At 61.2% G+C, this 13,968-nt stretch carries 14 protein-coding genes; 3 read left to right on the plus strand and 11 right to left on the minus strand.

The features are described from left to right. Window positions 1–31: 31 nt before the first annotated feature. The 6 genes from flgD to FP2506_RS11635 form a co-directional block, all read right to left on the minus strand. The gene (gene flgD / locus FP2506_RS11610; RefSeq protein WP_007067681.1) at window positions 32–442 is read right to left on the minus strand and encodes a flagellar hook assembly protein FlgD; all 411 of its coding nucleotides are present in this window, start codon (window positions 440–442) and stop codon (window positions 32–34) included. Then, a complete protein-coding gene (gene flbT / locus FP2506_RS11615; RefSeq protein WP_425277084.1) occupies window positions 439–918 on the minus strand; it encodes a flagellar biosynthesis repressor FlbT in 480 nt (159 codons plus the stop codon). The genes flgD and flbT overlap by 4 nt, the downstream gene beginning before the upstream one ends. Next, the gene (gene flaF, locus FP2506_RS11620) at window positions 915–1,262 is read right to left on the minus strand and encodes a flagellar biosynthesis regulator FlaF (protein ID WP_007067683.1); all 348 of its coding nucleotides are present in this window, start codon (window positions 1,260–1,262) and stop codon (window positions 915–917) included. The genes flbT and flaF overlap by 4 nt, the downstream gene beginning before the upstream one ends. Before the next feature lie 131 nt (window positions 1,263–1,393). Further along, a complete protein-coding gene (locus tag FP2506_RS11625) occupies window positions 1,394–2,446 on the minus strand; it encodes a flagellar hook-associated family protein (protein WP_007067684.1) in 1,053 nt (350 codons plus the stop codon). Between the two features lie 18 nt (window positions 2,447–2,464). Continuing rightward, complete coding sequence (flgK, locus tag FP2506_RS11630; RefSeq protein WP_007067685.1) at window positions 2,465–3,874, minus strand: flagellar hook-associated protein FlgK; 1,410 nt, start codon at window positions 3,872–3,874, stop codon at window positions 2,465–2,467. Window positions 3,875–4,245: 371 nt separating this feature from the next. Then, window positions 4,246–4,917 carry a response regulator transcription factor gene (locus FP2506_RS11635; RefSeq protein WP_007067687.1) on the minus strand — a complete coding sequence of 224 codons (672 nt, stop codon included), beginning with the start codon at window positions 4,915–4,917 and terminating at the stop codon, window positions 4,246–4,248. Window positions 4,918–5,291: 374 nt separating this feature from the next. Here FP2506_RS11635 and FP2506_RS11640 point away from each other — a divergent pair, with 374 nt between their 5' ends. Continuing rightward, window positions 5,292–5,687, plus strand: a complete 396-nt coding sequence (locus tag FP2506_RS11640) for an acyl-CoA thioesterase (RefSeq protein ID WP_007067688.1) — start codon at window positions 5,292–5,294, stop codon at window positions 5,685–5,687. 60 nt (window positions 5,688–5,747) lie between these two features. After that, the gene (locus FP2506_RS11645; RefSeq protein WP_007067689.1) at window positions 5,748–6,995 is read left to right on the plus strand and encodes an MFS transporter; all 1,248 of its coding nucleotides are present in this window, start codon (window positions 5,748–5,750) and stop codon (window positions 6,993–6,995) included. A gap of 29 nt (window positions 6,996–7,024) precedes the next feature. Here FP2506_RS11645 and FP2506_RS11650 read toward each other — a convergent pair whose 3' ends face one another. The 4 genes from FP2506_RS11650 to mnmA all read right to left on the minus strand — a co-directional run bounded on the left by FP2506_RS11650 (window position 7,025) and on the right by mnmA (window position 11,142). Further along, the gene (locus tag FP2506_RS11650; RefSeq protein WP_148227552.1) at window positions 7,025–8,164 is read right to left on the minus strand and encodes an extensin-like domain-containing protein; all 1,140 of its coding nucleotides are present in this window, start codon (window positions 8,162–8,164) and stop codon (window positions 7,025–7,027) included. A 110-nt stretch (window positions 8,165–8,274) separates the two neighbouring features. Beyond that, window positions 8,275–8,757: a cupin domain-containing protein gene (locus FP2506_RS11655; protein ID WP_007067691.1), complete on the minus strand. Its 483-nt coding sequence runs from the start codon at window positions 8,755–8,757 to the stop codon at window positions 8,275–8,277. Window positions 8,758–8,825: 68 nt separating this feature from the next. After that, complete coding sequence (locus FP2506_RS11660; RefSeq protein WP_007067692.1) at window positions 8,826–9,809, minus strand: DUF547 domain-containing protein; 984 nt, start codon at window positions 9,807–9,809, stop codon at window positions 8,826–8,828. 148 nt (window positions 9,810–9,957) lie between these two features. Then, window positions 9,958–11,142 (minus strand): tRNA 2-thiouridine(34) synthase MnmA, encoded by a 1,185-nt coding sequence (mnmA, locus tag FP2506_RS11665; protein ID WP_007067693.1) that lies wholly within the window; start codon window positions 11,140–11,142, stop codon window positions 9,958–9,960. Window positions 11,143–11,427: 285 nt separating this feature from the next. On the opposite strand from mnmA, the gene sciP reads away from it, so the two are divergent. Next, the gene (sciP, locus tag FP2506_RS11670; protein ID WP_007067694.1) at window positions 11,428–11,718 is read left to right on the plus strand and encodes a CtrA inhibitor SciP; all 291 of its coding nucleotides are present in this window, start codon (window positions 11,428–11,430) and stop codon (window positions 11,716–11,718) included. Window positions 11,719–11,969: 251 nt separating this feature from the next. Here sciP and FP2506_RS11675 read toward each other — a convergent pair whose 3' ends face one another. Next, on the minus strand, window positions 11,970–13,661 hold the full coding sequence (locus tag FP2506_RS11675; protein ID WP_007067695.1) for a glycine/sarcosine N-methyltransferase: 1,692 nt from the start codon (window positions 13,659–13,661) through the stop codon (window positions 11,970–11,972). Window positions 13,662–13,968: the final 307 nt, after the last annotated feature.

The following is a 13,968-nucleotide window of genomic DNA, read 5'->3' on the forward strand; positions in this document are numbered from 1 at the left end:
CTGAGACTGCCCTAGCGAATTTTAGGATCGGTCAGGCAACCGAGACGCCGTCTCCCAGCATGATCGTCTCGCCACCCTCGATCGTCGCCTGTATACCGCCGTCGACGGCTCTTATGCTCGTCACGGTCCCGCGGGTCGCGCCGTCGAGCGAAGTCAGTGTCCGCCCGATCAACGCATCTGCCTGGGTCAGGGCCGAGACCGTCATCATGCTCTCGAGTCGAGTGTTCGTCTGGATCGACTGCTCGACATTGGCGAACGTTGCGAACTGGGCGATATATTCCGTAGACTCCGCCGGGTTGAGCGGGTCCTGATTCTTCATCTGAGCGACCAGGAGCTGCAGGAAAGCGTCATAGTCCATCTCCGGCGCGCCACCTTTAGTGATCCCATTCTGGGCGGCCGCACCCTGAGCCTGTGTCACGGCGCCAACGGATGAAACGGTCATGACATGCCTCCTGCTGCAAGACGGAGTTTTGGCTGCTCGGTCGGCATGGCTCGCTGGGAGACCGGACGGACGACGCCGGTTTCCGGTTGGCCGAGAATCTCGTCCTCGAGCGGGATCAGGGTTCGCAAGCGCTTCAGAGCCTCGAAAGCACGTCCGCGCTCGACCATCTCCTCGATCTCCAGAAGGCCATTGAGGATGTCGCCATTCGAGTAGGTCTTGAGCATTCTGGCGAGGCTTTCTCCGAACAGCGTCTTCGGCTCGTCCAGATTGGCCGGATCCATCAGCATCATCTGCACCACGAAGTAGATCTGGCGCAACGGAGTCTTGGCATCCTCGGCCTGCATGACATGGCTCTCCAAGAGAAAGGTCACGTCGTTCAGGAATTCGAGCGTCGTCTTGCGATCGACCTTCATCACTGCGCCGTTCACGAAGATGCGCTCGCCGGCACGCAAGGAGATCCGAAGCGTCGACATCAATTCAGCCCATCGCGGATAAGGCGGGTGATCTCGACGATCCCCTTGAAATTCGTCGACTTGCCGACCCGGATCGCCTCGGCTTCCGACATGATCCACAAGCCGATGGAGATGAGCTCGGCGCGAAGTTCTTCTGGAAGTCCGTTATCCGCACTGCCGAGGTCCTCCACGAGGATCGACCAGAGGCTACGCGTTATATAAATCGCCTCGATCGCATCTCGCGAGCGCGGCCCGCTTTTCTCGGCCTTTTCGAGAAGCGCGATCGAATGGTCAAAGGCTTGGCGTTCGCGCTCACGCGCATCGACCGCCGTATCCTGAGCCACTTCCGCGTAAGAAAACTGATACATCGAAACCCCTTGGTATGCGGTTCCGCACCTCGTAGAAGGTCGCGGACAGTCGTGTTTGTGTTCTCTGGCGACCGGTCGACATCGAAGATGGGTCAGCCACCGTCATCGGCAGGATCATTCCCGCCGACGGATTAAAGGAAATTGAGGAGGCTGAGCCGCGAGACCCGCGCAGTCAGCGCATAAGACATCTCGAGCGTGTTCATGAGGCTGTCGATCCGTGTCTTGGCCTCGTAGATGTCAATCTCCTCCTCCTCCCCAATTCCAATCTTGAGGATCGCGGTCTGGACCTTCAGACCCTCGTTCGCACGTTCGATCCGTTCTTCGCCCAACCCGATGTCCGAGCGCAGATCGGTCAACTGCGAGAGCCCCTTGGAGAGAGTTTCGATGGAGCTGCTTGCGAGAACCTGACGGGTCTCGTCTGCTAATGATTCGCCGCTGAAATTCGAAAGCATGACGTAAGATTTCATGATGTTGCGAAAGCTCTGATCGTTCGCCGATGCGGAGCTCCTCATCATGTCGTTCTCGCCGATCCGGCTCACTGTCTGGTTGTCGGAGGCATCGGACCAGTTCGCTGCCCAATTGGCGTCGTCGAATACTGCCTCGAACTCGTTTGCGAGGAAGCTCTCCATCTGTGCCGCGGTTATCTGAGCAGGATCACCGCCGGCATTGGCCGTCACGTAGGCTTGCCAGGCTGCATCGACCGACGCGAAGGCTGCCGACGTTCCGTAGTCTGCGGCGAGGTCGGCCTTGATCGGCGGCGTGTCAGTCTTCGCGCCAGAGAAGATGTAGCGAGAGCCGAAGGAGCCACTCAGTGCGCCGACGAGTTGGCCGATGTTCGCGGTGGCACTGCGCTGGTTTATGTCGAAGCCGACGCTGGTTCCGGAACCGGATATCAGCGACGAAAGGAGGCTTTCGCCTGTTTCGGCCACCGAACCAAGAGCGGCCTGCATGGTCTCGAACCGTTGACCGATCGCCGTATTCGCGGTTGTCAGCTTTTCCAGATTGGAGAGTTCCGCTCGCATCGAGATCGTGCGCGCTACCGATGTGCCCAAGCTTTTGCCTACATCGGCGTAGCGGCCAGTCGACACCTCTTTCTGGGCGATCACAAGTTCCTGCTGGACCCGAGAAACCGAAGCTCTCGGCGCGCCCGTCAGAGACATGCTTGAGACGAGAAAATTCGTCATGGGATCAGCCTTTCGGGATCATCGGATGGCCAGGAGGCGGTCGAGAAGTTCCCCCACCGTCTGAACGAGCTTGGTCGAGGCCTGATATGTCCGCTCAAGTTCGAGGAGATGGCTCATCTCATCGTCGAGATTGATGCCAGTCTTGTTGGAGAGCGTGTCGCGGGCTCGCGTCACCATGATCGACTGATAGGAGGCGTCCTTGCTCGCCGTGGCGCGGCGCCCTTCGAACCAGGCCATGGAGCTCGCTGTGAAATCCCCAAGTGTCCCGAGTTCACCGTTCGCAAACGTGTGCTGGTCGCTGAAACGGGCGACGAGCGCGTTCAGCCGATCGGCGAAGCCGGACTCGCCCGCGGTGTTAAAGGTCGGGCTGCCATTGATCCCGCCGTCGCGTATAAGCGCAGGATTGCCGCCGATGCGGTAATCGACGCTCGCCGCGATCGCGATCGTCGCGGGACCGGTCCGCTCATAGAGGCCCGGGGCGCCGTTTTCGGCGAAGGTCTCATTGACGAGCGTATCGCCGGTCTGGTCGAGACGGTTTTGAAATTCGACGCCGACCTCGTCGCGCAGCTTCAGAGCCGCGACGAGCGACCCGTCCCGCACGGCCATGGAACTGGTCCCGCCTATGCTCACCCCATCGATCTTGAATTCGCCCGGGCGATTGGCGGCCACGGCACTGTCAAGACGGATAGACGGATCGAAACTCTGGGTCCGAGTGAATTCGACGCTTCTCGCACGGGTCTCGAACATCACGATGCCGGAGTCGGTCGAGAGAACCAAGTCATTGTTCGCGCGCAGGCGAACCGAGACGCCGACATAGCTGGAAATTTCCGACACGATCCGGTCGCGCTGGTCCACCTCGTCGGTCACGTCCGCCCCAGTTGCCGTACCGGCGACGACCTTCGAATTGAGCGTTTCCAGCTGGCTGAGAAGCTCGTTGAGCCGTTTCGCGCCCTCGTCCAGTTCGCGGTCGGCGTCCGCCCGCATGGTCTGAACAGACATCGTCGCATTGTTGAGATTCGTCGCGAGACTGCGCGCCGCATCGACCGCCGTCCGCTGAAGCTGCGAATTTTCCGGCGAAGCGGCGAGGTCGGTCAGCGCGTCCTTCAAGGCGGCGATCGAGGCCGAGGGCGAGGTCGAGGCGTCGACGTCTCCAATCACATCGCGGACCCGATCGAGCGCCTCGGCTAGCGTCTCGTTCGTTCCAAGGCTTGCCTGTGCGCTGATAAGGCTACGATAGAGCGCCGGATCGCTCGACTGGGAGATCGCACGAATGTCGACCGCACCGAGCCGTTCGGAGACCTGACTGGCATATTTGCGTGTCGCCGTCGGGTCGTCCGCATTAGCGACGTTGCGGGCAACGAGCGCCGACTGCTGGCTCGTGACCGACAGCGAGGACCGCGCATTGTTGAAGACGGAGAGAAGCGACATCGCGCGGGTTCTTCTATGTTTCGGAGGCGGCGCGCCGCGCCATGTAGCGAACCGCTCGGCAGGATGCGCGATCGCCGATGATCGCCGATTTCGGGCGACGCCGGATGCGGGCCTGGACGGCAATACTTATTGAGAACAGGATAAACCGATCGAGGTCACTTCCATCACTCGCTTCGTCCCGCTTCATGGCCCGCCCCTGGCATTTCCCGTTCGACCGAGTCCTAGTGGGCGAAGCTTGTGCTGGCCTGAGAGTCCTCCGTCGGCTGAGCTCAGAGCTCAGCCGACGGAGGACGGCAAATTCCACGCGAAAAGGCCGCCGCGGGGCGCCGCGACGGCCTCTTAGAGGGTCAAGCCGACTGTAAGCGTAGGCGTTACTCGACGCCGATACCGTAGCCGAGATAGCGCTTGGAAGAGACCGGGTCGTAGCCGAGACGCATCTTCAGCTTCTTGCGCAGCTTGGAGATGTGGCTTTCGATGACGTTCTCCTCGACGTTCTCGTCGAAGATGCCGTAGATCGCGGAGAACAACTGCTGCTTGGAGACGCGGCGGCCCTTGTTGGCGACCAGATATTCGAGAATGCGGCGCTCGCGGCGCGGCAGAGCGAGCGGCTTGCCAGCGACTTCGGCGTCGCGGCCGTCCTGATAGATCGCGATCTCGCCAGTGACCGTTTTGGCGGCTTCGCTCGACTCGCGGCGGCGAATGGCGCCAACCCGGGCAAGGATTTCCTTCACATGCACCGGCTTGGCGACGACGTCGTCGATACCGGCGGCGAAGAGATCAAGAGTGTTGTCGAGATTCCGGCTCTCGGAGAGCGCAATCATCGGGGCCTTGGAGCGCGAGCGGATCGTGCGGGTCGACGAAGCGCGCTCGTCGAAATCGCCCAACAGGAACCCTTCGACCGCTGAGAGGTCCGCCTCGGGTGCGGTCGAGATCCAGTCCTGGAACTCTTCTGCGCTGAATCCAGCTGCAGACACGCCCTCACGTGCAAAGAGAGACTGATAGCCGTCAGTGACGAGTTCACGGTTGTCTACGATCACGATCATGGTCTTGTTCCCCTTCCGGCCCCCGCCGCGTTAACCAGTGAGTAAGGAGTAACCTGACCTCGAACTTGCTCCTATCCTCAAATTTAGTGGTGGATAACTTTTTCACACCAGTTTCGAGATAAATTATTGAAATGAATGCGTAATTTTTTTGCCATTTTTTACTTTTCGTTCATTTCCCACTGATTCGGCATTGGCAGACGCGCCCTAGCACTAAGCGGATGGGCTCCCCGCCTCTCCAAGCTCGAGAGCCCTTTCCATCACTGTGGAATATGGAAGGAGATCTGCTCGCTTGCATCGCAACCGAGCGCTTGCGCTCGTGCACCAAACGCCCGTACAGCCTTCGTTAAACCGCGACCGAAGAAAGGGGCGCCGAGATGGACCAGAGCGACGAGATTCCGAGCGGCGAACTGACAGTGCGGATTCCTGCAATGCCCGGCGATGCGAACGCGAACGGCGACATCTTCGGCGGATGGGTCGTCGCGCATATGGACATGGCGGCAGGCATTCGCGCCGCCGAACGTGCCCGCGGACGGGTCGCGACTGTCGCCATCAATACTCTCACCTTCAAGAAGCCGGTCAAGATCGGCGACACGCTCTGCGTCTATACCTCGATCGAGAGGGTCGGCCGGACCTCGATTACCCTTTCGATCGAGGCCTGGACACGCCGGCGTACCGGGCCAGAGAAGACGAAGGTGACCGAAGGCATCTTCGTCATGGTCTCCATCGACGAGAACGGCCACGCGACGCCGCTGCCGCCGGAAACCCCTTGATGCGCGGAAGGCGATGCGCCTGACCGCACTTCGATCCCCGAACTAGATCTACGAACCCGCATGACCGCTTCCATACCCGCCGAAACGAGGACCGGCTTCGTATGGACGGTGGCGCTCCTTTCGGTCTCGGTCACCCTGTTCTGGGCCGCGATCTACTACGCTTTCGCCACCATGCTGCCGCTCTGGGAGGCCGAAGAGGGCTGGGATCGTACAACGCTGACCGCACTCTTTGCAGCCAGCGTCCTGGTTTCCGGGGTCGCCGCGCCGCGGATCGGCCGACTGATCGATGCCGGCCACGGCCCTGTCCTCATCGCGTCCGGATCAGCCTGGGGCGTTCTCGTCCTCACCCTCGCACCCTTCGCGCCGAGTTTAACGATCTTCGCGGTCCTCTGGATCTCGCTCGGCCTTTCCATGGCGACGACGCTCTACGAGCCGGTCTTCGCCATGGTCACGCGCGCATACGACGAACGGGCGCGGCGGGTCATTACGATCGTCACCCTGGTCGGAGCGCTGGCGGGGACCCTCGCCTTTCCGCTGGTGCACGTCCTCGGTGAGATCGGCGGATGGCGACTCGCCTCCTGGGTGCTAGCGGGCATGCTCGCAGGCCTTGCCGCGCCGCTGCACTTCTTCGTCGCGCGGCGCCTGGAACGCCTGGCCGTTCGCCGGAACAACGGGCGGAGGGCGTCGCAGATGGATGCGAGCCCGAAGCCCGGCTCCGCGTCCACCTCCAAGTCCATCGATGGGCGCCGCAACCTAATCCTGCTGACGACCGCCTTCGCGCTTGCCGGTGGATCGCACGGCCTCATCGTCAACCACATCCTGCCGATCATGGCGAGCTTGCGCTTCTCCGAGGAAACGGCGGTGCTCGCCGCATCTGTGATCGGCCCGATGCAGCTCTTGGCGCGACTGACGGTTCTCGGCACGGAGGAACGACTGCCAGCCCGGTTCATCGCGGTTACGAGCTTTGCGGCGCTTGCGGTCTCGGCGCTCTGCCTGATCGGATCGGCCGCCCTGCCGCTGCTCTTGCTCGGTTTCGGTCTGCTGCAGGGATACGGCTACGGCTCGATCTCAATCATGCGGCCCGTTCTTCTGCGTGAGAGCACAGGCATGGCCGCCTTCGGGGAGCGCAGCGGGCAGATGGCGCGCGCCTATATAGCCGCCGTTGCGCTCGCACCCTTCACCGGTTCGCTGCTCTGGCAAATCGGTGGATACGAGCTTGCCCTTTCAGTCTGCGTCATGGCCTGCGCGCTGGCTTCCGTTCTGACATCGCGCCTAGACCGCCATCCAACTCGCCGAGAACCTTCATAAGACGGATGAGAAGCGGTGCAGGCGACAGTCTATTTGCAGTAGGTCTTCTTCCGCTCCCGGGCGTCGAGATGGAAGTGGTTGCGATGGAGATAGTCGTAGCCAGGTCCCAGCACCGTTCCGAACCAGCGGCAGGCGGAACCGCGCACATCGTTCTGGAACGCCTTTTCCCGCGGCGAGAAGAAGCCCTTCTTTTCCACGTCGATCTCGTTGCCGTCCGCCATCACGAAGGCCGCGACGTCGAGGGCGTTGCCGCTCGCATGCTGGGAAATGCCGCCGCTGCCGGCGACGCGCGAGCATCGATATGAGGAGGAGTTCTTGATCGCGGCGACGCGGGTGCCGAGGGTTGAGTGGGCCGCGCGCTTGACCTCCTTGTCGACCCAACGGGAAATCCGGAAGGCGGCATCGCAATTGAGCGTCGCGGCCGGTGACATCGCCACCCCTTTCGCAATTCGCGTCACCTTCACCGGGTAGGGCACGCTGCAGGACTTGCTCGCCCGGATCGGCGAGGGTTCGGTGAACTCGACGCCGAGCTGAACGAGGGCGGCCCGGCAGAGTGCTTCCTTGTGGGGCAGGTTGCGCCAGCCGGACGGGGTCTTGTGAACCAGCGGTGCACGGCGCTTCACCGGCTCCTCGATCTTCGGTTCGGGGCGTTTCTCGAGGGCCGCGTATGTGTTTGCACGGGATGGTGTATTTTCCTGAATGCGGCGGCGGTCCGCATCGGTCAGAGCACCGGGGGTCACAGATTTCATCGCGGCCCAGGGGTCCTGGCGCGGCTGCTCCGGCAGCATGCTGCCGCCGAACACGCTATCGGCGTCTCGCATTGGCGTCGGAGCTGGCGACGCAGCGAAGGCCGCGGAGGGTTGGGCGGTCGGCAGAAGCGCGTTCGGCGTTGGCGCTGGCACGTTACGTGGCATGAGATCGTTCGCGAGGCTGTCGACCGTGGAACGCTGAGGCGAAAGCTCGGGGTTCGGTGCTGGGGCAACGGCAGCTGTGCCGAACATGTCAACCGCCGAAGGGCTTGGCCGGTAGGCCTGATCCGGCGTCGGAACGGTTCCGCCCCAAACGAGATTGCCGTTGGCCTGTGCCATGGAGGGCGCACTCAGGCCCGCGAGAACGGCCAGAGCCGCCACGCGCCACGATACGCCCCCAACGCGAATACGCAAAACCATGCGTCGGGTCCTCTAAACACCCGATACCGGGCTCCGAGCGACCGTGTTTAAAGGAACGCGGTTAGCGAAGACTGAATGGGGCCGACCCGTCGCGAAAATCACGCACAAAATCAGTAGGGCGTCCCGTCCTTGCGCGCAAAAGCCCATACGCCGCCTTTCGACACCGCGGCGAGATCGTCCTCTGGATAGTCGACGACGTCCCCAGCACTGCGATCACCGACTTCCAGATAGACAGCGGGGCTATCGGAGCGGTTCACGAGGTGATGCGCGCGGCACCCCGCGGGGAATCCGGCACACATGCCCGATCGCAATTCGATCTCTCCGTCGTCGGTCATAAGCGTCGCCGAGCCGTCGACCATGTAGACGAACTCGTCCTGCTTCGAATGGCGGTGCAGCAGTGCCGAGACGGAGCCTGGCTCCAGGGTTGTCAGGTTCACGCCGAAATTCGCAATCCCGAAAAGATCAGCGAGGGGGCGTTTCGTGCGCCCCGCCATGCGGCTTCTGAAAGGCTCCGGATAGTTGCTGGGTCTCACCCACGGCGGGGCATTGGAGGCCATGATCGCGAGCGGCGGTTCGGCGTTTCCTCGATCCATTCACCTGATCTCCCGGCCGATTGTCCTGAGGCTCGAAGCTATCCGAGACAGGTTCGGCGGGGAAGCAGTCAGTTCGACGGCGCGCTCGTCGCGGGGGCGGCGTCGTTCAGGTCCCAGTCGTATCGGTAGCCGACGATCTTCGCATCAGATGCGGCAAGCCAGTCGGCACGCTCGCCGTCCGCGTAGGGCTGCAGGTAGGCGATGACGGCATCCGCGCCGCCAAAGTCGCCCGCGTACCAGTCGAAGATCTTTGAAGCGAGGAGCTTGCCAGTGGTCGACTGGCGAAGACCTCGATCGGAATTCACGTAGGCTCGCGCAGCGGCATCGAGATCAGCTTCCAGGGTCTCCGCAGTCCAAGGCGTTGGCTTCAGGTCGGGACACCCGATCGAGGCACAATTGACGGAATAATGCACTCGCTCGTCGCCCATCGGGCGCAGGATCGAATGCTCGATCTCGTCAAGCGAGAGCGCGGTGCCGTCGATGGTGACGAGATCGGCCGACCAGGGGCCAATGTCGAAAGCGCCGGCCAGCGAGGCAAAGAGCCCTTGGTCTTCCTTCTCGATCTTGATATCGCGGATCGACTCGACAGGATAATGATCGAGCACCACGTCGAGCGTCAGCGCGTTATAAAGATTGGTGTAGAACGCGAATTTCTGAGACGCCGTCAGGGCCTCTACATCGAGCATCGTCCAGCCGGTGATCATGTCCTTCAACGCCTGATGGTCAGCATCTGAGACCGCGCCATACTGGAACCGGTTGAGCCCGTCCGGATCGTCTTCGACATAGTCAGACAGGAACTCTGCGTAGGGCTGCCAATCGATGTCGATCGTCTGTTCATCGGCATGGCCTGCAAACGCCTCCGCCACCGCCTTGTCGGCGCGATCGTTAAGCGCTGCAGCATCGAACGGCTTGGCTTCAAAAGCTTGAGCGACTGTAGCAGATGAGAAGACCATGCCGGCGAGAGCAACGGTCAGGACGCTTTTCAGGGTGCGGCAAGACTTGGCACTTACCGTTCTAAAAGAAGGTTCGCTCGATACACTCTTGAACCTCATTGCGCATCTCCCAAGATCGGTCCGAATTCTGTTCGGCTCTAGTGGCAAGCCGCTCCATCCGATTTTCGGAAACTCAACAAGGAATGTTACTGCTGCCCGCGTTGAAGGCTTTTAGGCGCCATAAGGCAGTCCCTTCGATCGAGCCGCCTTACTCCGCAGCCGTCAATTCTATTCCAGGCGCGTTCTCACGGCCCTGAATCGACCCGTCGATGATACCGCCGCCCAACACTTCCGCGCCCGCACCCTCGGCACCGTAGAAGACGCAAGCTTGGCCCTTCGCGACACCATATTCGGCGGCGAGAAGTTCGACCATCCAGCCGCCCTCCCCGTCCGCAGCCAGACGAGCCGGGCTCGGCGGGCGCGTCGAGCGCAGCTTCACGAAGATTTCGCGAGTCTCAGTGGCGTAAACTTCGGCGCTTTCCTCGGCAAGCCAGTTTACCTCGCGAAGCCTTACTGCGCGGGTAGCGAGAGCCTCACGCGGCCCGACGACCACGCGGCGCGTCGCCGGATCGAGCTTCACGACATAAAGCGGCTCGCCCGCGGCAACGCCGAGGCCGCGCCGCTGGCCAACGGTGTAATTGATGATCCCTTCGTGCTCGCCGAGCACCCGTCCGTCGATATGGACAATCTCCCCCGGGTCGCCGGCCTCGGGCCGCAGCCTGCGGACGAGGTCGGAGTACCTGCCTGTCGGGACGAAGCAGATGTCCTGGCTGTCCGGCTTCGAAGCGATCGCGAGACCGTGCTTCGCGGCGATTTCGCGCGTTTCGTCCTTGGTCAGCGACGCGAGCGGAAAGCGCAGAAAATCCACCTGCTTCTGGGTGGTCCCGTAGAGGAAATAGCTCTGGTCCCGGTCGAGATCGAAGGGCCGGTGAAGGCTGCGATGATTGCCCCGCTTGCGGCTCTCGATGTAATGCCCTGTCGCCAGCGCATCGCCGCCGAGGTCCATTGCGGTCTTCAGAAGGTCGCGGAACTTGACGGTCTGGTTGCACGACACACAAGGGATCGGGGTCTCACCGGCCACATAGGCGTCCGCGAATGGGTCGATGACCGCTTCGCGGAAATTTTCCTCATAGTCCAGCACATAATGTGGAATTCCCAGAAGATCGCAGACCCGGCGGGCGTCGCGAATGTCCTGCCCCGCGCAGCAGGCACCCGCTTTCGCCGGTGTATCGCCCGCATCGTAAAGCTGAAGCGTGATACCGACGACGTCGTAGCCCTCGTCCTTGAGGATAGCCGCGGTAACCGAGGAGTCGACACCGCCGGACATAGCAACGATCACGCGCGTATCTTCCGGCGCCTTCGGAATATCGAGGCTGTTGAGGTGGGTCGTCATTTTCGCTGGCGCTCCAACGGGCATTCGCATTGGTATCAGGATGAGCCCTACTTAGGACCTTTGGTTCTTCCGCGCAAAAGCCGGCCGAATTCGTCTGGCCATAGGTCCGCAGCAAAGGTAATGCGCGCGTTCAACGCTGACCTCACGGGTAGCAGGAAGGCGGAAGAAGGACTTCGTTTACCAAGGCCACCTCTGAACGAAAGCTTACATGTGGCTTGACGGATTCTTAGGATGGACTGACTAACTTCGAACCCGATTAGGTCGCTGTGTAGAGTAGAGAGTCCAATGGCCGATCAGGTGAGATCAAGAATAAAATACGTCATCGGGCCCGACGGGTCTCCGCTGACGCTGGCTGACCTGCCGCCGTGCAATACAAGGCGCTGGGTCATCCGCCGTAAGGCGGAAGTCGTCGCAGCCGTGCGGGGTGGTCTGCTCAGTCTCGAAGAGGCCTGCAGCAAATACACGCTCACGGTTGAGGAATTCCTGTCCTGGCAGCTGTCCATTGATCAGCACGGCCTAGCGGGATTGCGCACGACGCAGATCCAAGAATATCGCGGCAAAGGCGAATTCCACTAACGCACTCAGGAGACTTGTCTTCTGTATGAAAAAGGCCGGCCCGCGCCGGCCTTTTTTCGTTGCATCATCTGACCGTGCGAACGGCGCGACAATGAATGGGTCCGACCGGGTATCGCTGCCGGTTTCAGACGAGGAACCACTCTAAAGTTGGTCGTCAGTAAGGCGAGTGGATCGTGTCATTTCCCGATTGAAGACGCCGGGACCGAGGATCGGCCCCAGCGTTGTCATTGGGGATGCGCAGACCTGCCGGATCAGGCAGGCTTCTTCAGAACATGGATTGCCCAGGCGAGATTGCCCTTGTCGGCCGCGTCGACCCAGTGCTGGAGGCCAGTCGCCATGTTCTCGATGTATTCGACCGAGACCCCGCTGTCGCGGAGCTTGGTCGAGTTCGCCAAAAGCTCCTCGCGAATGCGGGCATAGTGGCTACGCAACTGGTGTAGCATCTCCTCCTGCTCGACCACTTCGAACCCGACAGCCTGCGCGGCCTCGCGGTAGAAGCGGTGCGAACCGAGATCCTGCAGTCCGATTCGGTTGTAGACCGGTTGCAGTTCGGTGGAGTCCGCGTCATCCGCTTGAGCCGGATCGGTGAAGACCATCGTCCCGCCCGGCTTGAGGACACGGTAAGCTTCCGAGAGCACCTTCTGACGGTCGTTCGAGTGAAGGATCGAGTCCTGGCTCCAGACAACGTCGAAACTTTCATTCTCTGCTGGAACGTCCTCGAAAACGCCGTGCTCAACCGTGATCTTGTCGCGCAGGCCCGCCTGACGGACGAGATAGCGGTTACGGTCGTTCTGCGCTGCGGAAATATTGAGACAGACCGCCTCGCAGCCGTACTTCTTGACGAGACGACGCATCGAACCGCCATAACCGGCGCCGAAGTCGATGACACGCGCATCCGAACCGAGTTCCGGCAACTTGTCGATCATCCGGTCGACGGTCTTGTCGGAGGCTTCGCGCACATCCTTCGTTTCGTCGTAGAGACCGATGTGAAGATCCTCGCCGCCCCAGATCGTCGAGTAGAAGGTGTCGGCGTCGTCGGAGTCGTAATAGTCTTCGGTCGCCGCGCGGGAATCGGTCTCGCCGTCCTTCAGCGAACCGCCCCATTTCGACATGCGCAACGCCGACTTCTCGGCGACGTGGATGAAGAAGTCAGGATCGTCGTCGTGATAGGTTTCCTGAAAATCTCCATAGGTGCGGACCCGTTGGAAACCCGCCTCATGGAGCAGCCGTCTTACGTAATTCTTGCGGATGGGACAGAGATTTAGCGTATAATCAGAGCCGTCCGGGAACGAGTATTTCATTCGCACGAGGCCGTCGTCGATATGCTCCGGTTCCGCGGACACCTTGTCTCCGGCATAATAGTATTTGTGCTTCGACGAGAAGCCGTGATCGAGCATAGCGTCGTAATTGCGCTGGTCGAGTATCAGGACCCCGTCATGCTTGAGCGCGGCGTAAAATTCGGCGAGCGCCCGCCGGCGGTCGGCTTCTTCGTAAAGGTGGGTGAAGGAGTTGCCGAGACATATGATGGCGTCGAACTTGCCCTGGATATCCCGGTTGAGCCAACGCCAATCGGCCTGGACCGTCTTAAGGATATGACCGCGGCTGGTTGCATTGGAGAAAGCCTTGGCCAGCATCGCAGCGGAACCGTCCGCGGATGTCACCTGAAAGCCGGACTCGGTGAGGCTGACCGAGTGGAATCCGGTACCGGTCGCAACGTCGAGTACGTTCTCCTTACCGCGCGCTCTCAGGATATCGACGAAGAACTGGCCTTCGCTCGCAGAGCGAGCATCCCAGTCGATGAGTTCGTCCCATTTATCGACAAACGCCATGATGTATTCACGGCGGTAATGATCTGATTCACGTGTTTCCAGCGGATCGTCACTATAAACCTGGTCTTCGAGTACGAGGTCTGGGTTGACGGATGCATCAAGCGATTGCGCCATGAAAGAGCTTTCCTTTATCTTGCCCGAAGGAGCGCCATACACCCAAGCCGGCGTACGGGACTTCCTCTCAGATGTTTCCGCGCGCCATCACACAGCATTCCCAATGGTTTGCGGGCGCCTGGATGGCCGGATGCGATTACCCGGCAACGCGGCATTTTCGATGCGGCTAGCACCGCCGGGTCGCGTTACTAGGCACGCTCTGGCGTGCGAACGCAGTTACGCGGCCGACCCGATCCAAACGTGATAAGAGGTCGGCGCGGGCGGTGAGCGGCGCTCGGTCGAAGAGCGCCGGCGCGTTCGAATTTTT

Source organism: Fulvimarina pelagi HTCC2506 (assembly GCF_000153705.1).
GTDB classification, from domain to species: Bacteria; Pseudomonadota; Alphaproteobacteria; order Rhizobiales; family Rhizobiaceae; genus Fulvimarina; species Fulvimarina pelagi.